General features: G+C 69.2%; 14 protein-coding genes. 5 read left to right on the forward strand and 9 right to left on the reverse strand.

Annotated elements, in window-relative coordinates:
• Window positions 1-2 precede the first annotated feature (2 nt).
• Both C6V83_RS08175 and C6V83_RS08180 read left to right on the forward strand, forming a co-directional pair.
• On the forward strand, window positions 3-560 hold the full coding sequence (locus C6V83_RS08175; RefSeq protein WP_105941978.1) for a DM13 domain-containing protein: 558 nt from the start codon (window positions 3-5) through the stop codon (window positions 558-560).
• A gap of 123 nt (window positions 561-683) precedes the next feature.
• Window positions 684-2,984 (forward strand): protein kinase domain-containing protein, encoded by a 2,301-nt coding sequence (locus tag C6V83_RS08180; protein WP_105941979.1) that lies wholly within the window; start codon window positions 684-686, stop codon window positions 2,982-2,984.
• 13 nt (window positions 2,985-2,997) lie between these two features.
• Here C6V83_RS08180 and C6V83_RS08185 read toward each other — a convergent pair whose 3' ends face one another.
• The 8 genes from C6V83_RS08185 to C6V83_RS08225 all read right to left on the reverse strand — a co-directional run bounded on the left by C6V83_RS08185 (window position 2,998) and on the right by C6V83_RS08225 (window position 12,919).
• A complete protein-coding gene (locus C6V83_RS08185; protein WP_105941980.1) occupies window positions 2,998-4,473 on the reverse strand; it encodes a pyridoxal phosphate-dependent decarboxylase family protein in 1,476 nt (491 codons plus the stop codon).
• Entirely contained in the window at window positions 4,470-5,822 is a 1,353-nt protein-coding gene (locus C6V83_RS08190) for an MFS transporter (protein WP_234353926.1), read from the reverse strand. The genes C6V83_RS08185 and C6V83_RS08190 overlap by 4 nt, the downstream gene beginning before the upstream one ends.
• Window positions 5,819-7,735: a membrane dipeptidase gene (locus tag C6V83_RS08195; RefSeq protein ID WP_105941981.1), complete on the reverse strand. Its 1,917-nt coding sequence runs from the start codon at window positions 7,733-7,735 to the stop codon at window positions 5,819-5,821. The genes C6V83_RS08190 and C6V83_RS08195 overlap by 4 nt, the downstream gene beginning before the upstream one ends.
• Before the next feature lie 122 nt (window positions 7,736-7,857).
• Window positions 7,858-9,036, reverse strand: a complete 1,179-nt coding sequence (locus tag C6V83_RS08200) for a hypothetical protein (RefSeq protein ID WP_105941982.1) — start codon at window positions 9,034-9,036, stop codon at window positions 7,858-7,860.
• Window positions 9,033-9,761 carry a hypothetical protein gene (locus C6V83_RS08205; RefSeq protein WP_105941983.1) on the reverse strand — a complete coding sequence of 243 codons (729 nt, stop codon included), beginning with the start codon at window positions 9,759-9,761 and terminating at the stop codon, window positions 9,033-9,035. The genes C6V83_RS08200 and C6V83_RS08205 overlap by 4 nt, the downstream gene beginning before the upstream one ends.
• Window positions 9,761-11,026, reverse strand: coding sequence for a vWA domain-containing protein (locus tag C6V83_RS18310; RefSeq protein WP_159067471.1), 1,266 nt, complete (start codon window positions 11,024-11,026; stop codon window positions 9,761-9,763). Before C6V83_RS18310 ends, C6V83_RS08205 begins: the two co-directional genes overlap by 1 nt.
• Window positions 11,023-12,132: an AAA family ATPase gene (locus C6V83_RS08220; RefSeq protein WP_105941984.1), complete on the reverse strand. Its 1,110-nt coding sequence runs from the start codon at window positions 12,130-12,132 to the stop codon at window positions 11,023-11,025. The genes C6V83_RS18310 and C6V83_RS08220 overlap by 4 nt, the downstream gene beginning before the upstream one ends.
• 112 nt (window positions 12,133-12,244) lie before the next feature.
• A complete protein-coding gene (locus C6V83_RS08225) occupies window positions 12,245-12,919 on the reverse strand; it encodes a DUF4352 domain-containing protein (protein ID WP_105941985.1) in 675 nt (224 codons plus the stop codon).
• 140 nt (window positions 12,920-13,059) lie between these two features.
• On the opposite strand from C6V83_RS08225, the gene C6V83_RS08230 reads away from it, so the two are divergent.
• The 3 genes from C6V83_RS08230 to C6V83_RS18315 are packed head-to-tail and all read left to right on the forward strand — an operon-like array spanning window position 13,060 to window position 17,836.
• On the forward strand, window positions 13,060-15,099 hold the full coding sequence (locus tag C6V83_RS08230) for a DNA-binding protein (protein WP_159067472.1): 2,040 nt from the start codon (window positions 13,060-13,062) through the stop codon (window positions 15,097-15,099).
• On the forward strand, window positions 15,096-16,676 hold the full coding sequence (locus C6V83_RS08235) for a type I restriction-modification system subunit M (protein ID WP_105943817.1): 1,581 nt from the start codon (window positions 15,096-15,098) through the stop codon (window positions 16,674-16,676). The genes C6V83_RS08230 and C6V83_RS08235 overlap by 4 nt, the downstream gene beginning before the upstream one ends.
• Complete coding sequence (locus C6V83_RS18315) at window positions 16,673-17,836, forward strand: restriction endonuclease subunit S (RefSeq protein ID WP_159067473.1); 1,164 nt, start codon at window positions 16,673-16,675, stop codon at window positions 17,834-17,836. The genes C6V83_RS08235 and C6V83_RS18315 overlap by 4 nt, the downstream gene beginning before the upstream one ends.
• Window positions 17,837-18,148: 312 nt before the next feature.
• On the opposite strand, the gene C6V83_RS08245 is transcribed toward C6V83_RS18315, so the two are convergent.
• Window positions 18,149-19,855, reverse strand: coding sequence for an HNH endonuclease signature motif containing protein (locus C6V83_RS08245; RefSeq protein WP_159067474.1), 1,707 nt, complete (start codon window positions 19,853-19,855; stop codon window positions 18,149-18,151).
• Window positions 19,856-20,000 lie beyond the last annotated feature (145 nt).

A 20,000-nucleotide genomic window follows, 5' to 3' on the forward strand; every position in this document is an offset into this window, starting at 1 on the left:
GTATGCCACGACAGCAGCGAGACGGTCGCCGGACCGCATGGGTTCTCGGCGGGGTCGCCGTCGTGGTCGCGGTGGTGCTGGTCGTGGCCGGTGCGGTCTTTCAGCCGTGGCTGCTCTGGGTGAACAACGAGGTGGACGACGCGATCCCGTCGGCCACCACACGCGCGCAGGCCGATCCGTCCGGGGCGTCTCCCGCGCCGTCGGGGCCGGTGATCCTGTCGACGGGCAGCTTCATCAGTCACGAGCACACCACCACCGGCAGCGCGTCGATCATCGAGAACCCGGACGGTTCCAGGCTCCTGGCGATCGAGAATCTGAGCACGACGACCGGGCCGGACGTCAATGTCTGGCTGTCGGCGGGCGAGGTGATCCCCGGGCGGGCGGGATGGTTCACCGCGGCTGACGCACCACGCGTCGACCTCGGCGACCTCAAGGGCAATCGCGGCAACCAGGTGTACCCGATTCCGGCGGACGTCGACCTGGCACGGTACGGGTCCGTCGTGCTGTGGTGTGTGCGCTTCAGCGTGTCCTTCGGCGCGGCCGAACTGCACCGGGCGTGACCCCCGTCGCGCATCCAGTGACGGCCGGTGGCGTGACCGCGCTGCCGAGGGGCGCGGTCACGCCTATGGAATAGTGCTCGTTGATCGAATGACTGCGATGTCGCAGGTCGGGAAGGAACGGGCATGCAGCCAGGCGAGCGGATCGGCAGGTACACCGTCGTCGGCCGTCTCGGTGTCGGCGGGATGGGTGAGGTCTACCTCGTCGACAACGCCGAACTCGGCCGCCGCGAGGCGATGAAGGTCGTCTCCGTGGCGGCCAGCGCCAAGGGCGGCTTCGAGGAACGATTCCGGCGCGAAGCGCGGGCGATCGCCACGCTGGACCATCCGGGCATCGTGACGATCTACAGCTCGGGCATCGACCACGGGCGGCCCTGGTACGCGATGCAGTACGTGGACGGCGCGGATCTGACCGACGCGAGGCTGCCGGTGGCCGAGACGGTCGAGGTGGTCGGGCGAATCGCGGACGCACTCGACTACGCGCACTCGCGAGGCATGGTCCACCGCGACGTGAAACCGGCCAACATCATGACCACGCGCCGACCGGACGGCGGCCTCGACCGGGTGACGTTGCTCGACTTCGGCATCGCGAAGCTGGCCGATTCCACGCAGCTGACCATCACGGGAGCGTTCATCGGCACCGTCAGCTACTCGGCGCCGGAGACCCTGGACGGTCGTGCCGATCCGCGCGCCGACCAGTATTCGCTGGCGTGTGTGGCCTACGAGCTGTTGACCGGACGGCCGCCGTTCGCGTTCGACGGCGCCACTCCGATGGCCACCGCTACCGCGCATCTCTACAAGGCGCCGCCGCTGGTGCGGGCGACGCGGCCGGATCTGGCCGTCGTCGATCCGGTCTTTCAGCGCGCGCTGGCGAAGAATCCGGATGCGCGCTTCCCGGACTGCCGTTCGTTCGCGCGGGCGCTGGCGGCGGCCCTCGGGGAGGCCGCGGCGCGATCGGAAGCACCCGGGTCGCGGCCTCGCGGTACCGCGCCGCTGGGAACGACGGCGCCGGGACGGCCCGCGCCGGGCGCCCCGTTCCCGGTGCCGACGACGACGACCGCGCCCGGAACGGACCCGTCCTCGTGGCAGACCTACCCGGGACCGGTCGGAGCCCCGACCGGGCCCCCGGGTCTCACCGGTGTGCCCGGCAACGGCTTTCCGGGCGGCGCCCCGGGACGCCCGCCGAAGCGCGGACGCACGATGCTGATCCTCGCGCTGGTGGTGGTCCTGGTGCTGGCGTCGGCGGGCACGGCGGCCTATCTGTTGCTGGGCGGGGACTCCGAGACGACGGCGGAGGCGCCCCCGGAGAACCGCGCGCAGCAGATGGTCATCGCCGGGCAGACGGCGTGTGCGGTGAACGCGACGGGCACGCTCTTCTGCTGGGGTGCCAACGACGACGGCGCGACCGGGTTCGGCCAGAACGACGGGTGGCAGAACGATCCGAAAGAGGTGGTGCTGATCACCGACGCCACCGCGGTGTCCGGAGGCGACTACAACCCGCTGGCGGGGGAGTTCCACTCCAACCTGTGCGCAATCAGCGCGGGCGACGTGTATTGCTGGGGCAGTGGCCGCACCAAGGTCACCTCGGCCGGCTACGCCGGAAGCAGCATTCCGGTGAAGGTCGACGGCGTGTCCGATGCGGTGCTGCTCAGCGCCCAGGGTGGCAATGCGTGCGCGGTGACCGCCGCCGAAGCGCTGTACTGCTGGGGCGGCAACCTCGGCGCCGACCAGTACAGCACGTCCGCTCGCCCGGTTCAGATCAGCGAGTTGTCGACGGTCACGGCGGTCGCGGTGGCGCAGGAGACGTCGTGCGCCGTGCACGACGGCTCGCTCTCGTGCTGGGGCGCCAACAAGGACGGGCAGCTCGGGCAGGGGCACGAGCGTTACCTGACCGGCCTGACCGCCGTCGACCTGCCGGGCCGCGTGTCGGCGGTCGCCGTCGGCTCGGGCAACGGGAAGCCGACACACGAGGACAAAGAACGCCGGATGTACAACGTCTGCGCGGTGGCCGACGGCGACCTCTACTGCTGGGGCGCCAACGTCGTCGGTCAGCTGGGCGACGGCACCAAGGAGACGCGCCGGGCGCCGGAGAAGGTTCCGGACCTGTCGGAGGTGACCGCCGTGACCACCGACATCGGCTCCACCTGCGCCATCGCCAGCGGCAAGGCCTATTGCTGGGGCAACAACAAGCTCGGTCAGCTCGGCGACGGCACCAAGGAGAACCGGACCTCGCCGACCGAGGTGAAGGGTCTGCCGGGCACTCCGGTCGCGATCACCACCGGGTCGAGCCGGACCTGCGCGCAGGTGAAGGTCGACGGCCGGGACGATCCCGAGTTGCACTGCTGGGGCAACAATTTCGGCAACCTGTTCGCGAAGGACGCCGGCGACGAGGTGCTCACCCCGGTGAAGATCGACCTGCCGGCGTGAGGGCCGGCCGCGATCACGGATTGCCGTAGGCCGCCAGGAACTCGGTCAGCATCCGGGCCGTCACCGGGCGGGGCAGGGCTTCGATCGCCGCGACGATCGCGGGCATGTCCAGGGCCGCGGTCGCCGACGACGGATCGGTGTGCGGATCGATCCCGGCGCCGGTCAGCGCGGCCTCGACGGCCTCGGAGGGCAGCGCGAGGACGTCGTCGACGTTGATCGACCCGTCGGCGAAGGCCCCGGCCAATGCGGCGAGCGCCGCGGGGGCAGCAGCCGAGGCGAGGCCGCGGGCTGCATCGGCCCCGTCTCGCAGCGCGGCGATCAGTTCGTCGAGCACGCTCGCAGTGACGGGCGTGATGGTCAGGTGCGTGCTCGATGGCAGCACGGTGCCGTCGGACTGTGTGTACTGCGGCTGCGGCTGCAACACGAAGCCGCGTTCGGCGACGGCGGCCGCCCAGCGATGCGGATCGACCGGCGACGACGCCGCGTGGTCGGCGACGACAGCGAAGACCGGGCCGTCCGGTTCGCCCGCCACCCGCAGACCCTCGATCCCGTCGACTGCGGCGCGCAGCCGGGCGGTGCTGGCGGCGACCTTCGTGACCAGCCCGGTGAACCCCTCAGTGCCGAGGTGCTCGACGATCGCCCACGCCGCCGCGAGTCCGGCCGCCGAGCGCGACCCGAGGAGCGTCGGATTCACGACCGGGTACCCGGGCCAGTCGGTGGTGGCGAAGAAGCCCGCGCGGTGACGATCCCGGTCGGCGTGCAGGAGCACCGACGCCCCCTTCGGCGCGTAGCCGTACTTGTGCAGGTCCGCCGAGATCGACGAGACGCCCGGTACCCGGAAATCCCAGGCGGGCAACGGGTCCGGCCACCAGGGCAGGGCCAGACCGCCCAGGCACGCGTCGACGTGCAGCGGCAGGCCGCGTTCGACGGCGAGAGCGCCCAGTTCTGCGATCGGGTCGAGCGCACCGGTGGGGTAGTTCGGCGCGGACGCGATCAGCAGGACGGTGTCGTCGTCGATCGCCTCGGCCATCGCGCTGACGCTCACACGGGTGGTGACGGGGTCGACCGGGACGCGGACGGCGCGCAGGCCGAGCAGGCGCGCGGCCTTGTCGAACGCGGCGTGCGCCGTCGACGGCAGCACGATCGAGCCGGTGCCGGGCGCGGCACCGGCGCTGTCGCGGGCCGACTTCACCGCGAGGATACAGCTCTCAGTGCCGCCCGACGTGACCGTGCCCACCGCCTCAGGTCCGTGGAATGCGTTGCGGCAGAAGATGATGAGGTCGCGTTCCATTGCCGCGACGGACCCGAATACCGTCGGGTCCAGGCCGTTGACCGGCTGGACCAGGGCCGCTGCCCGTGCAGCGAGGTCGTCGATCTCGGCGAGACCCGAGTCGTACACGTAGGAGAGCACGCGGCCGCCGTGCGTGGGGGCGTCTGTGGCGCGTCGTCGTGCGAGTTCGGCGAGGACGTCGTCGGGGGATCTGGTCATGAGGGCTGTTCCTGTTTGTCGTAGCGAGTCAGTACTGCCAGGCTGACCGCGATGAGCAGGGCCGGGAGCAGGGCGAAGCCCGCGGTGATCCCGACGACGGCGCTCTGCGGCTGGTCGGCGGTCTCCGTGCCGGTGGAGGAGACGAAGCCGCTCGCCGCCAGCACGAGGAGGTAGAGGCCGGGACCGATCGCGAGACCGAAGGTCTCGGCGGCGGTCCAGAGACCGGCGAGGGCGCCGCCCTGGTCGCGGCCGGTGCGACCGGATTGCTCGTCGATCACGTCGGGCAGCATGGCGAGCGGGAAGGTCTGCATGCCGGCGTAACCGACGCCGCACACCGCGACCGAAGCGAAGACCCAGGCGCCGGGTTCGACGACAGCGACGGCGAGGGACAGCGCCGCCAGCATGAACAGAGTGGCGGCGATCGTCAGACCGCGCCGCTTGCCGTAGCGCCTGCCGACTCGGACCCATACCGGCATCACGAGAAGTGCGGGCGCGATGAGGGACGCGAACAGCGGGGTGAGGGCGGTCTTGTCTTGGAGTACGTAGGTGGCCAGGTATTGGGCGCCGGCCAGCATGACCGCCGACGCCAGTGCCTGAATCACAAAGACGGACAGCAGGATCCGGTAGTGCCGATTGTTCCGGAAGGCCGCGAAGCCGTCCCGGAAACTGTGGCCGCTCGCTGACTGGCCGGGCAGGCGCCGCCGCGCCGCGGCCCGTCCGGCCCAGAACGTCGCCGACGCCATTCCGATGCCGATCAGCCCGGCGGTGGCGGCAGCCATCACCGCGTAGCCGTTCACGCCGCCGCCGAGCGCATCGCGGATGGCCGGAGCTCCGGCGCCGACCACCAGGATCGTGAGCGCGAGCACCACGATCCGGTCCGCGATCAGCGACGTCCGTTCGTCGTAGTCACGGGTGAGGTCGGCAGGCAACGCGATGTACGGCACTTGGAAGAGCGCGTACGCGACGGCGGTGAGGGAGAACAGGATCAGCACCCAGAGGGCGCCGAGGCCCGGCGAGACCGAGGCCGGGGCGCAGAAGGTCAGCACGAAGAGCGGCACGATGGCGAGAGTGCCGATCCACATCAGGCGGGTGCGCCGGCCCGTCGTCGCGGCATCGCGGTCGCTTCGCGTGCCGATCAGCGGGTTGATGACGACGTCGATGCCTTTCGGGATCACCACCACGATCGCGGCAAGCCATGCGGCGACGCCGAGGGAATCGGTCAGGTAGTAGGCCAGAACCAGGCCGGGCAGCACGCCGAACGCGCCGGTGCCGACACTTCCCGCGGCGTACCCGAGGGAGGTATGACGAGGCAGCGGCGGCACCGGCGCCGACGACACGGTCGAGGTCACCGGTGGTTCTCGGTCAGTTGCCACATCCGGACTTTAGCGTCGGCTGCGGCGTACATGTCCGAGACGACGGCGTCGCCGTCTCGTCCGGCGGCCAGGCGGAGGCTCTGAATCCAGTCGGGGATCAGGCCGTAGTGTGCCGTGCCGTCGGTGTTGACGTCGAACACCCGGGTGCCGGAGATGTGCCGGAACATGAGCGTGCCGTCCTCGGCCCGGAACGGATAGCGCACCGGGTTCGTTGCGGCGCCGGGGCGCGGCGGAGCCTGCTTGCCCAGACCGTTCATGTCGGCGCCGTAGGCGACGCCGACCGCCTGGCCGTTCGCGGCCCGGCGCACCTTGCGCCACTCGTCGACGAAGGACTCGCTGTGCTTGTCGCCCGGGGTGCGCTCGGCGCCGCTCGCGTAGAGGCCCACCGCGCCGCCGAGTTGCAGGATCCGGCGGTAGTTGGTCGGATCGGTCCACGAGTGCGTGGTGGTGATGCCGGGGTAGCGCCTGGCCTCGGCGATACGGAGTACGCGGTCGGCCGACTTCACCGACAGATGGTCGATGTCGATCACCATGTGGCGCTTGATCGCCGCGTTCACCGCATACGCCCCGAGATCGGTCAGGCCCCGGGCGTTGCATCGGCCGGGAGCGTCGAACGGCGCCTGATGGTCGCGCTGCGGGGTGCGGCACGGTTCGGTCTTCCACGGCTGCCCGGTGGCGATGATCTGACCGGTCTGCACGGCGACACCGGTGAAGTCCTCGTCGATGTGCGCGCCGCCGAGAGCGTTGTCGAACTTGTGCGTCAGGATCATCTGGCGCACGCCCATCCGCTTGAGCTCGTCCATGCCGCGGTCGATGTCGGCGCGGGTGCACTGGGGGACGTCGTTGATCATCCGGCAGCCGAAGGGTTCGGAGATCTCGATGCCGAGGGAGACGGCGAGCTTGCCCGCGGCGATCACCGACCGCGCCTGCGCGGCACTCGTGACGATCTTCAGGAAGCCCTTGCCGGGGCCCCCGGCCTGCGCGTCGATGTACTGCTGCAGCTTGATCAGACGACGATGCTGGATGCGGACCGACTCCATCTCGTCGCACGGTTCGTCGCCGAGCGGATAGATCTCACACAGGACGCGGTTCTGCACGTAGTAGTTGTTGATCAGCCGGACGCCGCCGCGCCAGGCACGCTCGATCCAGCGGTAGTAGTTCTGCTCGTGGGTCAGCGAGTACCACTGCGGCCAGCCCTGGAACGTCGGCCAGCCGTCGGCGCTGTGCGGACCCGGCTCGGACAGGATGTGCTCGGCGATCGCCGGCCAGCCGTCGCGGCCGTGGTCCGGGCAGTCTTGAAGAGCGACCGTGATTCCCAAGGGGCTGAACGGCTTTCCGCAGTGGAGTCCGCCGCCGAGGAACTGCTCGGCCATCAAGTGGGCGTGACCGTCGACGAAGCCCCGCAACCGGCCCTGCGCATCGACACCCGCGACGGGAGAGCCTTCGACGTTGAGCTGGGCTTCGGGGAACGCGCGGCAGCCGGTGGCGTGGGTCAGGGCGACGGTGCGGACGACCCCGCGCGGAGCGGTCGAGGCGAGCCGGTACTTGCCGGCGGCGTGGGTGACCGACCAAATGGCCGCGTTCGACGGTGCGCTGCGCAAGACGGGCTTTCCGTCGGCGGCCGTGAGCAGGCGTCCGCGCGTGTCGTAGAGGAGGAACTGGCCGAGGGCGGCGGCCTTGGCGTAGTAGCGCCCGCCGGGCACGCCGGCACCGCGCAGCTGATAGCAGTTCCCGGCGAGGGCGTAAGCCGGCTCGCCGCCCGGGTCCGCATACGCCGGCGGGGGGACAGTCGACGAAGGTGCGACGACGATGCCCAGTACCGCCAGGAGGCCGGCCAGGACCACGGCCAGCCCGTTGCGCGGGCGAATGCCGCCCCGAATCCGTTTCATGCTGCGCGAGCGTAGTGAACTCCGGTCCAGAACACGGGGATTTCGGTTGCGCCGGGCGAAAATCGATACAATTCTGTATTGCACAGGGCGGGGGCCCGGCACCCTCGCCTCGGCCTGGCGGATCAGTCTCCGGCAAGGTCGTCGGTGTGAGTGCGCCCGCGGGCGTCGACGTCGAGCAGCACCAGGCGCGCGAGGTCGGAGGTGCTGGTTTCCGCTCGGAGGAGTCGCGGCCTGTCGACCTCGGCGACGAACGATTCGGGGAACGTGACGTAGCCGCGGTCGCCGCCGAGGAGTTCGGAGAGCGCCAGGGCCAGGATCAGCCCGGCCAGCCGGTCGCCAGGATGTGCGGCGTGCTCGATCGCGGTCACCGTGAGCCCGTTGTGCCGGCCTTCCAGGTCACCGAGCACTTCCAGGGCGGCGCGGCCGCGGGGCAGCGTGAGGACGACGGTGAGTTTGCTCGTCGTACGAGGTCCCGCCGTCACCCGTGTCTCGGGGTGGGCTCGGACGTGGCTCGGCAGGGCACCCTCCATCCACTGTCGGCACACCCGGGTGATCTCGTCGGAGCCGGGTAGACGCGAGTGTTCCACGATGATCGGTTGCGAGTGACGTCGGGCCCGGCTCGCCAGGCCCCAAGTGGCCGGGTACTGCAATGCCCACTGCGTCTCGATGTGGGTGAGGGCGTCGAAGCCCGGACAGTCGTCGAAGATGCCGGCGACGGCCATCGCGTGCAGCGCGGCCCACGTGTCCTCACCGAAGTGTGCGGGAAAGTGCTTCTGGCACAGGAGTAGCCAGACGAGTGCTTCGGCGATCAATCCGCTGTGGCAGAGCCACACTGCGACTCCGCTGAACTCGGTCGCTCGTGAGTTGTGAAGGTCGTCGAAGGCTTCCAGCGCCTGCGTGAAGATTCGCTCATAGCGACCCGCGACCGAGTGGCGTGGGGGTGTGATCGCCGGACCGCTGTCGTGCGGGAACACGGCGATGACCTGGGCCGCCCGGTCGGCCCCGCGGATGGGTTCAGGTGAATGAGTGAGGATCATCAGCCACAAGCCGTCGTACCGCCGGAAGGCGATCCGCCGGTCGTAGATCGAGTACCAGAGCGGCTGCGGCGTACCGGCGAGCATGTCGTCGGTACGGCGGGCGATCACGTCGGGAGTCCACGACTCCGGGAACGAGACACAGCCTGGCGCGGCGGTGCCGAACCCGTGCGAGGGGACCGGGGGCCGGGGATCGAGGAGACCGGCGGCCGAGAACTGTTCGAAGGTTCGCAGCGCGATCGCCGGCACGAGGCGAAGGTTGATCATGTGCCTCGGCCCCGCCCTCGGCGAGTGGACGCGGGTCGCCCGCCGAGCAGGTCGGTCGCGTTCGGCGCACCGCACACCCGGTCGTGGATACGGCGAATCTGCTTGGCGCTGTACCGCCGGTACGCGCGGTGGATCAGCAGGTCGGCCGAGTGTGGACCGGGCCCGATCTCCGGAGCGATCGAGGCCACCGTGTCCGGGTGGATGCCGGCCTCCCACAGCAGCTCGAGACCGCCGCGTTCGGCGATTCGCGGATGCGGGCCGAGGAGTTCGCTCGCGCTCGGACGGTCCCACCATTCGGTCCACGGAAGTTGCCCGGACATCTCGCTCACTTGCCACGCCGGCACCCGGTGGCAACTCGCCGCGAATCGCGGAGAGCGGACGTACATCGCCGCCAGATGTACCGTCGGCCGGCTCACCGCGGGTGCTCGGCGGCGTTCCCCGATGGACCAGGACCCTCCCAGCGGGAGGATGTCGTACCAGGCGCGCCGCAGGTTCAGCGCCACGTGGAGACGGACCGCTTCGATCGCTTTCGGAAGATCGAGGCAGGAGAGTCGTGCGCCGAACACCGCGGCCGCGGATTCGTTCTCGAGGTCGTGCGGTACCTCGAAGGTCCAGTCCGGATTCAGCGTCATCGAGTGAGTCCGGCGGGTGGCGTAGTCGTCGTGGGTGGCGCACGAGATCCGCAGTTCCAGCGATTCGTCGAGAGTGAACTTCGGCGCTGCCATCAGCGGTCGTCGTCCGTGCACTCGACCCGCACCATCCAGTCGGGCGTGGGCGGAAGATCCTCGCGGTCACCGTGTCCGACGACGGTGACGATCACCGTCATCCCGGGGATCGGGGCGTTGGGCCACGGGGTGTAGCCGTCGGTGATGACGACGGTGAGCTCGGGCCGCGGTCGCAACTCGGCGGCGACCGCCAGCCCCAGCGCCATGTCCGTGCCGCCACCGCCGACGAGGTCGACGTCGGACACCTGCCGGATCCGGCACGCCACCGCCTGGGTGTCGACGCTTATCGCCGTGAGGCCGTGCGCGCCGAGGCCTGCCGCGGTGATGATCGCGTCGAGCTCGGCGACGGCGCGGCCGAGAAGCCGCTGATCCATGCTGCCGGAGGTGTCGACGACGACGGCGATCTCGGGAGTCGGTCGGTGACGGCCGGGCAACACCACACCCGGCGTCGCCGCGTTGCGCCGGGCCGGACGGCGGTAGGAGTAGTCACCGCTGCCGGACACCGTGGCGACTACCCGGCGCACCGCGCTAGCCAGTACCTGTTCCCAGGGCACTCGAGACTCCACGATGTTGCGCGCCCAGTTCCGGATCGCCTTAGACCCGGGTCCGGCGCCGTAGAGGCGCTTCGCCGCGCCCGGGTCGTCGAGCACGGCTTGGGCTACGGTGCGCCGGAGCGCATCGGCGTCGAGCCTGGTGACGCCGGGCAGGTCGTGGCTGTCGTGCAGCTCGTGCTTCCGCGGGACGCCGTCCGCACCGCTGCCGCACACGTCCAGGCCGTGGGAGTCCTTCTGGCCGAAGGGGATGCAGTGGTCGTCCAGCTCCGTGAAACGGCGCTCGACGAGGGCGTCGTCAGCCACGCCTCGACTCCGCTCGAAATGCGTGGGACTCAGGCCGGCGGGTTGGGTCAGCACGTTGATCGACTGGTCGGCGGCGGTGCGCCACAGCGGGGCGCTGCCCTCGTCCACACCGCACGCGCGCGCCCGCTTGGCGTGCCGGTCCAGCAGGTGCCACACCAGATGGACCAGTTCGCGTCCGATCTCCGGGATGTCGGTCGCGGCCAGCCAGTCGAGATTGACGTACAGGCGCCACGCTTCGTCGACGGTCATGCGGGCCACCTCGCCGGACGGGACCGCGGTCAGACTGAAGAGCGCGTGGGCGAGATAGGCCTGGCCGCGCGGTGCCGGCCCGTCGTACCGCTTGTGCGGGTGCGGTGCGCTGATCACCCACAGCCGTGCCGATGTCAGACGTCCCGTTCCGGGGATCACAGCAGGCCTGCTTCGGTCAGCGCCGGTGCGAAGACGCTGATCTCTGCGGGGATCGGTGCGCCCGCGGGACGCCGCTCCGGCGAGACCAGAGCGCGGACGGCGGGCACGGCCGGGTCCAGTCCGGCCTGGTCGGCGGCCTGGCAGCACAGTCGCAATGCGGTGCTCCAGCGCTCGGGGCGGGGGTCGTCGCCGAGTGCGGCGACGACCCCCTGCAGGACCACGAACACGCGGTCGGCGCGCAGGCCGGAGAACTCGATGGTGGAGGAGCCGTCGAGCAGGCTTCCGGGATCGGGCAGATCCAGGTTGGCACGCCAGGAGAGGTACTCGTGAGCGGTGGCCTCGCCGATCGCGCCGGTCACGACCAGAGCTGTCACCTCGTCGGGGAGGTGGTGTGCCTGTGCCAGCGCGGTGAGCTCGGCGGCGAACCGCCAGGTTCGCGGCGTGGGGAACGCGCGCGACCGCTGGGAGTGGTCCTTCGGGATCACGCTCAGTTGGTTCGGGCGGGCACGGAGAAATCCGCAGGCCGACGCCATCTCCTGCGCTACGCGCTCGTCGTGGTCGTCGGGCAGATCCCGGCCGGGCAGGGCCGGCCAGTCGCCGGTCACCGAGCCGCGAGTGAAGACTTCCGGGGTCATCGCGAAATCGAGGTGGACGAAGCGTGAGGACGTCGGAGCCGCGAGGTCCCATCCAGCGGCGGAGACCTCGACCGGGTTGGCTGCCGCGACAAAGGTGACGGTGCCGGGGAGCTGCAGGTTGCCGACCTCGCGATGGGTCAGCACGCGCAGCGCCGCGGCCTGCAATGCCGGTGTGGCGGTGGAGAACTCGTCGAAGAAGCAGAGCGCTGGACCGTCGTGGTCGGCGAGGCGCCTGGTCCAGCTCGGCGGTGCGAGGACCACGTCGCCGACCGGGGAGACGACGGGCAGGCCCGCCAGGTCGGACGGCTCGGACTGACTGAGGATGACCGTCTCGACGTGGACGCCGCGGGCGGCCGCCGATTCGATCATCGAGGTCTTGCCCTCGCCGGGATTACCCCACAGGATCGCCGGGATTCCGGCGGCGACGCAGAGGTCCAGGGCGTCGAGGGTGTGCTGGTAGGAGTCGTTCATGTCTGGAGTCCTCGTCGTCGTGGTGGCTGGGGAATCGTCGGGTGCGGATCGCCTGCGCCAGCCGGTCTGGTGTCGCGGCCGACCGGCGCGGTGATCAGCGGAGGTCGGGCGACTATCGGAGGTCGACGGTCACGCCGCCGGAGAACATGGAGTCGTGGAGCTCGAGGGTGGCGGGCTTGGCGCCTGACGGCATGTCGTAGACCAGCTTCACCGTCACGGTGTTGCCCGGATTCACCTTGTCCCACACCGCGATGTCGGTGCCGCCCAAGGCGATCTGCGCACTCGAGTCGGTCTCGAAGGTGCGGCCGTCGGTGTCTTTCAGCTTCTGCTCGCTCGGGCTGAACGATTGGCTCTTGTCGCCGATGTTCTTGACCGTCATGGTGACGATCACGAACTGGCCTTGGGCTTTCTCGGTGAGGAACTCGTTGTCACCGACTTCGCTGACGCCGCTCTCCACACCGGTGACGACGAACTCGAACTTGCCGTCTCGCACGGGCGTGTTCGGGCCCGCGGCACGGGACTCGGCGTCGTCGGCGGCCACGGTGGCTCCGCTTCCGGCGTCGCCAGCCGGACTCGGGTCGCCGCCACCGCTCACTGCGGCGATGAGAGCGATCAGCACCACCACGCCACCCAGGATCCACGGCCACTTCTTCCTGCTCTTCGGAGCGGGTGGCTGCGCGGGCAGACCCGGTGCGGGTGCGCCGGGCTGGGCCGGGTGCGCCGGGTAGTGCGGGCCGTGCTGGTGGGGTCCGGTCTGACCGGCGGGGTGATTCTGCGGTGTCGTCATGGGAGCTCCTTGAGTGAGTGGTGTGTCTCGGACGGTGATCACTGTGCCTCGCAGGTCCGACATCTTCGCACGAGGAATCGATAAGGTCCCTTATCGATATAGTCGTGTCAAGCGTTCGGAGGTCCTGTACGGTTCTGTCCGTGACTTCAGGAACGGGGCGAGCAGTACGTGCGGTGATGTCGATGCAGGACATCGCCGACGTCGCCCGGGTGCGCCGGCCGGTCGTGTCGATGTGGCGTACGCGGTACACAGACGGGCCGTTTCCCTTTCCGGATCCGGTCGCACCGGGCGATTCACGGTTCGACGCCGAGGAGGTGGCCCGCTGGTTCCGCGACACCGGCCGGGGCAACAATCCGGAGGCCGCCGACGACGTCGCTCTGCACACCTCGCTGCTGCACGACACTGTGCGGGCGACCGATGCCGCGTCCCTGCTGGCGCTTCTGAGTGCGCGAGCCGGCGGCCCGGCGGCCGACCTCGATCAGGGACAGGCCTTCGAGATCGCGGCCGGACTCGCGGACCAGCACCTGGCTTCGCTCGACGACGTGGAGAGTGCGCTCACCGACAGCCAGACCGTGGCCGCCGTCGACCGGCTGTCAGAGGCTGCCTACGGTCCGGTTCCGGTGATTCGGCGACTGGCCGAACTGGGGTGTGCGGCCGACCCCGCCGGTGAGGTCGAGTTGCTGACCGACGAGGGACTCCACATCGTCAATACCGTTGGTGCGGAACTGATCCGGAGCTCACCAGGACTTGTCGCTCCGGCCGGCCCCGGGGGCCTCGTGTTGCTCGACGGCGCTGTCGGGCTGCTCGACGAGCACGAGGCGACCGAGTTCGCGTGTGCGCCGAGTACTCGTGCACTCGCCTGGCAGCGCGCGCGGTGGCGGGCCCTGCTGGCGGGCGGGGCGTCGGTCCGGCAGGTGGTCGCCGGCGATCCGGTCCTGGCCGATGCGACGGTGCTCGCGCAATGGGCCTCGGCGGCCCGCACGGAGGCTGCCGAGTTCTTCGCGTGGATCGACGACATCGTCGTGAGCCTGGGGCCGGGCGGACGTGCGGTCGTGATCGGTCCGGCCGAGCTGCTGATCGACGACCTGTCCGGAGAGGAGCGTCAGCGCCGGGCCGAGGTGCTCGGCGGCGCCGACTACTTCGCGCCGCTGCGTTTCGCCGCGAGACTGCCGAAGGGGCTGGTGCGTTCGGCCGGTCGCCGTCAGCTGGCGGTCTGGGTGGTTGCGCCATCCGGGGACGAGCAGAAGGCCGCGACGGTGATCGCCGACCATTCCGCGCTGACCGGACAAGTGGAGGTGCAGGCGCTGGCCGCCGACGTGGCGGCGGCGGCCGCCGGCGAGCGGGAACGCCGCAGTCACACGTTTCTGCGAGGGACTGTGCGCGCCTCGCGTGTGGTGGTCCCGCAGCATCGGCTCCGGGTCTCGGTGACCGACGAGCGTGTGCTCGACGGCGGCGATCTGCTCGCGCAGGTCTGGGAGGCGTCGTCGCACACTCAAGCGCCGGTGCTGGAGGGGATCGGAATGGCGGCGGGCGCCGACCGCGGCGAGGACGGGGCGAGCGTCCCATGGCAGGTCGCGACGTCTGGGCGGGGACGTCCGGTGCAGCTGATCCCGGGTGTGCGCGTGCCCGCGGAGTCGATCGGCGCAGCCGTGAGCGGCAGCGTGACGGTGCTGGGCGAGTGCGAGCTCCGGAATCCTGGAACGATCGGTCGTCGAGGGGTCGACCGGCTCGCGCTGGAGCAGATCGCGCCCAACAGCACCTTCACCGAGCCAGGCGACGTCGTCTATCTGCGGACTGCTGATCCGGCGGCGATGGTCGACGATGTCGGCGGCCGGCTGGTGGTGACGCCTGCACGCATCGCCAGATGTCGTGACGTAGAGCTCGCCGGACGAAAGCTGTTGCCGCACATCGTTGCCGCCGACATCGCCGAGCAGCGGTCGGCGAACGTGGACGCGTGGCGGCTGCGCACCGTGCCGGCCGATCAGGCCGATGTCGTCGCGGAGGCACGCGAGCGGATCGAGGCCCGGCGCGGCGAGCTCCGCTCGGAGCTCGCCGCTCTCGACCAGCTTGAACGATCATTGACCCGCGGCATCACCCGTGGGTTGCTCAGAGCAGAATTCACTAGCGGGACAAGTGATCCCGAGGAGCAGAAGGAGAACGCCACGTGGCGAAGCCGATGACGCCGTCCACCCCGCAGGAACTCAAGGACACGCTCTGGAAGGCGGCCGACAAACTGCGCGGGTCGATGGACGCGTCCCAGTACAAGGACGTGGTCCTGGGTCTGGTGTTCCTGAAGTACGTCTCCGACGCGTTCGAGGAGCGTCGCGAGAAGTTGCGCGACGAGCTCGACGGCGAGTCCGAGGCGTACATCGCCGAAACGCTGGAAGACCCGGACGAGTACCGCGCCGAGGGCGTGTTCTGGGTCTCGCCGACCGCGCGGTGGAGTTTCATCGCCGCCAACGCGAAAGGCATCGCGGCGTCGGGCACCGACGACGCGCAGAGTGTGGGCAAGCTGATCGACGACGCGATGCGGCTGCTGGCCGACGAGAACGAGTCGCTGGGCGGAACGCTGCCGACGATCTACGGGCGGGACAACATCGACCAGCGCCGCCTCGGCGAGCTGGTCGACTTGATGAACTCGGTCCAGTTCGCCGGTGGGGGAGCGTCACGGGCGCGAGACCTGCTCGGGGAGGTGTACGAGTACTTCCTGGACAAGTTCGCCAAGGCCGAGGGCAAGCGCGGTGGGGAGTTCTATACGCCGCCGTCGGTGGTGCGGGTGCTGGTGGAGGTGCTGGAACCGCACGAGGGCCGTGTGTACGACCCGTGCTGCGGTTCTGGCGGCATGGTTGTGCAGACCGAGAAGTTCCTGGAGCGGCACGACGAGGATCCGACGCGGATCTCGGTGTTCGGCCAGGAACTGAACGAGCGCACCTGGAAGATGGCCAAGATGAACCTGGCGATCCACGGGATCGACACCCAGGGGCTCGGGTCGCGGTGGCAGGACACGTTCGCCCGGGACATCCATCCGGGCGTGCAGATGGACTACGTGCTCGCGAATCCGCCGTTCAACATCAAGGATTGGGCGCGGCGGGAGGACGACGACCGCTGGCGCTTCGGCGTGCCGCCCAAGCGCAACGCCAACTACGCGTGGATGCAGCACATCTGGTCGAAGCTGGCGCCCGGCGGCGAGGCCGGCGTGGTGATGGCGAACGGCACCATGACGTCCAACACGGGCGGCGAGGGGGAGATCCGCAAGAACATGGTCGTGGCGGACACGGTCAGCTGCATCGTCGCGCTGCCCGGCCAGTTGTTCCGCGGGACGCAGATCCCGGTGTGCGTCTGGTTCTTCGCCCGCTCCAAGGCCAGTGGGGCGGGTGGTTCGACGGACCGCTCGCGCCAGGTGCTGTTCATCGACGCCCGCGAGCTCGGGCACATGGTCGACCGCGTCGAGCGCAACCTCTCCGACGACGACATCGAGCTGATCGCGAACACCTACCGGACCTGGCGGGGTCGCGAGTCGGCGGTCGGGGAGTACGAGGACGTCCCCGGCTTCTGCAAGAGCGTCACCCTCGACGAGATCCGCGAAGCGGGCTTCGCATTGACCCCGGGCAGGTATGTGGGCGCCCCTCCCGCTCCGGAGGATTCCGAACCCATCGACGAGAAGATCGCCCGGTTGACCAAGGAACTCACTGCAGCGCTGGACGAGTCCGCGCGACTGGATGCTGTCGTTCGCGAGCAGCTGGGAAGGCTGTCGTGACGAAATTCGGTGATCTGCTTTCGTATCCGCTCCGCAGCGGCGTCACTGTGGCTGCTTCAGCCCGCGGGAGTGGTATTCGAATGGTAAACATGAGGGAGCTCTTTGCACACCGCCAGCTTGGTGACGTTGATATGGCCCGTGTCGAACTCGGCGACGTTGACGAGGAACGGTATCTGCTCCGCAGCGGCGACCTCCTCTTCGCTCGGCGCTCACTGACTGCTGAAGGAGCAGGTCAGTGTGCGATTGTTGCGAAAGTCCCGGAACCAACGACATGGGAGAGTTCGATTCTTCGCGCGCGAGTCGATACTGCGAAATCAGACCCAACCTTCCTCTATTACTACTTTCGTAGTCCACAGGGTCGCCGGCTGATGGCGACGATTGTCGAGCAGGTCGCAGCGGCTGGTATCCGATCGTCTGACCTCGGGCGACTTGATGTGCCTTGCCCCTCACTAGATCGGCAGTACCGAGTCGCTGAGGTGCTTGGTGCACTGGACGACAAGATCGCCGCGAACCGTTACGTTGCCGACAGATGCGACTTGCTCCGATCAGAACTGTGGCAGGGTGCGATTCTTGCCGGCGCGCGTTTAGAAGCGCTCAGCACGGTGGCACGGTTCGTAAACGGGAGGGCATTCACCAAGGACGCAACCGGCACTGGGCGCGTCGTGGTTCGAATCGCTGAACTCAACTCTGGGATCGGCTCGTCGACCGTGTACAACGATATCGAGGTTGCAGATGACAACACAGTTCGGCCAGGAGACCTCTTGATGGCTTGGTCTGGTTCATTGGTAACACGACGTTGGTTCCGTGATGAGGCGATCGTCAATCAGCACATTTTCAAGGTCATCTCAGATCAGGGTTACCCGCACTGGGCGGTTGCCTGTGCGGTGGAATCGCAGATGCCGTACTTCAGGTCACTCGCTGCAGACAAGGCTACGACGATGGGTCACATACAGCGTCACCACCTCGACGACCCGGTAGCATGGCCCGAGACTATTAATGCAGAATTGAACGCGCTCGGTGAAATGCTGTGGCAGCGAGCGCTCGCGGCGGAGACGGAGTCAGAGCGTCTTGCTCGCACCCGCGACGAACTCCTCCCACTTCTCATGGACGGCCGGATCTCGGTGCGCCAGGCCGCGGATACCGCAGCTCGGGTCCTCTGAGCTGCCTCGACGACTCACTGTCGATTCGGTTCGGGGCAGGCTGTGATCTCCCGCGTCCGCGCAAGTTCGTCGCAGGCAGCACGGGCGGCCTGACCGCGGTGGTGCGGTCAGGATGCTCGGGTGAGGAGTCGGGCGAGGATCTTTTCGGCTCCCGAGGGTGGGTCGATCGGGGCGATCACCTGGATCGGGGACGGCCGGTATTGGACGATGATCGTCGGATTCGATCGATCGTCGTCGAAGTCCAGGTCCTGGTCTTGCTCCTCGGGTGGCCCGAGATCCTCGGGTGGTGCGGGGTCGCCGAGTGGCCCGGTGTCAGGCGACCCAGTGTCCGTGCACGATCCGGAATGGACGGGCAGTCTGGTGTTCGCCCGGTGGCCCGGTCGCGTCCGGTGCAGCGATTACTTCACGCAATGCGCTGACGTCGGGCATTCGTGTGTTGCCGCGCGGTCCGTCGGTGTCTTCGCGTGAGTCGGTCGTGTCGGGTGGTCCGGTGTCGGCGGTCGGTTCACCTGCTGCTGGGACACGGGCGGGGTCGGGTGCGAGGCGTTCGGGGTGGAACATGATGTTGCTCTGCCATGGGGTGCCGCGCCCGACGGGCCGCCACCCGACGTGTCCGGCGTCGGGACCGAAGGTGAGGACCGTCGATTCCCAATGCCCAGGGGTGGTGCCGTTCATCCGGTTGTGCCGTCCGCATGCCCCACCCAAGCGGTCGATATCGGTCTGGCCGTCGTCGGTCCAGTCGGGCATGTGGTGGGCTTGGGTGCGGATGAACGGGACGGTGCAGCCCGGTGCGGTGCAGCCCCGGTCGCGGGCGAACAACGCCAACCGTTGCGCCGCCGTCGCGAACCGGCTGGCCCGCCCCAAATACAGGACCTGTCCGGTGGCCTTGGAGAACACCGCCAGATACGGAACGGTGTCGGCGGCGAACTGCACCAGATCAGACACCGGCATGCGGGTGCCGGTCGCCGTCCAGGCGATCCCGGCTTGCCGCGCCAAATCCTCATCGGTGACGGTGACTACGACTTGTGAGGGGATTCGGGTGGGTGCGGGTTGTCCGGCCAGTGCGAGGGCCCAGTCGCAGAGGGCTTCGAGGGCGTCGTGCTGACGCTGCCCGAGTGTGCGGGTGTCCCGCTCTGCTGCGGCCGCGAGTACGGCGGGGTCGAGGCCGGGTTGGTCGGCGGCCCCGCGTGGGGAGTCGGGGTCGTCGGGGTTGTTCATCCCGGTGGTGGCCCATTGGTGCAGGAGTACTTCGAGTTTGGCGCGCAGCACCGGGGTCAGGAGAGCGCGGACTTTGCTCATCAACTGCCTATTCTGCGGCTGCAGGTTCAGGGTGCGGCGGCGTTTCCGATCAGTGTCGTCGGCCAGGGTGCCGTCGGGGTCGAGCCAGGCCAGGATCCGGTTGCCGACCACGGTGACTGCGGCAGGGTCCAGGCGGCGGGCGGCGTCGGCGAGCATGGCTTCGGCTTTGACCCGCTGGTCATGGGTGACCGCGGAGGGGAGTTTGTCCATGATCTCGGTGACGGCGGCGACGTGGGCGCCGCCGGCGTCCCCGTCGGCGACCGCCGCCGCGGTCGCCGTCAGACGGGGTTCGAGGCGTTCACCGGTCAGGGCACCCATCGCACCGATCCCTTCGGCGGTGACTCGGCGTCGGCGGGCCTCACCCACACCCAGGCGGGCGCCGTGGGCATACAGCTGGTGGGTCGAGATGTGCCCGGCACGCCGGTACACGCCCCGATCAGAGATTTCGACGTACAGGGCGGCGTCGAACACTTCGGCCCGGCGGTGGGTCTGTTCCCGGGCATCGAGCAGACCGAGCAGACCGTTGTCGGATTCGGCGGCCAACAACCTGGTCGCCTCGGCGCTCAAGCGTTTCTCGGCGGCGGTCTGCACCGCCAGCAACTCTGCGGGCGACAGGCCGGCGATCAGCGTGTCGGGGTCGAAACCAGCGGTGTCGAGACGTGCGGTGCTGGGCGCGCTCCGGGCGGCGTCGTCGTTGTACGAGATGCCGTTGACGGTCACGGTGTTCACCTCCCCCGAAGTGCTGTTCCCGCTGGTAGAACCGGTAATTCCGGTTCTTCTCTACCTTCTGAAATCCACTCTACGACGGGGGTACGACATGGATGGTCCGCCTCTACGGCTACGCCGGATCGGGCGCCGAGTCCCA

Origin of the sequence: Gordonia iterans (genome assembly GCF_002993285.1) — a bacterium.
GTDB lineage: Bacteria > Actinomycetota > Actinomycetes > Mycobacteriales > Mycobacteriaceae > Gordonia > Gordonia iterans.

Bases quoted from the DNA above. Each gene is read 5' to 3' on its own strand.
- C6V83_RS08175 (WP_105941978.1), top strand. From the start codon at position 3: ATGCCACGACAGCAGCGAGACGGTCGCCGGACCGCATGGGTTCTCGGC.
- C6V83_RS08180 (WP_105941979.1), top strand. From the start codon at position 684: ATGCAGCCAGGCGAGCGGATCGGCAGGTACACCGTCGTCGGCCGTCTC.
- C6V83_RS08185 (WP_105941980.1), bottom strand. From the start codon at position 4,473: ATGACCAGATCCCCCGACGACGTCCTCGCCGAACTCGCACGACGACGC.
- C6V83_RS08195 (WP_105941981.1), bottom strand. From the start codon at position 7,735: ATGAAACGGATTCGGGGCGGCATTCGCCCGCGCAACGGGCTGGCCGTG.
- C6V83_RS08200 (WP_105941982.1), bottom strand. From the start codon at position 9,036: ATGATCAACCTTCGCCTCGTGCCGGCGATCGCGCTGCGAACCTTCGAA.
- C6V83_RS08205 (WP_105941983.1), bottom strand. From the start codon at position 9,761: ATGGCAGCGCCGAAGTTCACTCTCGACGAATCGCTGGAACTGCGGATC.
- C6V83_RS08220 (WP_105941984.1), bottom strand. From the start codon at position 12,132: ATGAACGACTCCTACCAGCACACCCTCGACGCCCTGGACCTCTGCGTC.
- C6V83_RS08225 (WP_105941985.1), bottom strand. From the start codon at position 12,919: ATGACGACACCGCAGAATCACCCCGCCGGTCAGACCGGACCCCACCAG.
- C6V83_RS08235 (WP_105943817.1), top strand. From the start codon at position 15,096: ATGACGCCGTCCACCCCGCAGGAACTCAAGGACACGCTCTGGAAGGCG.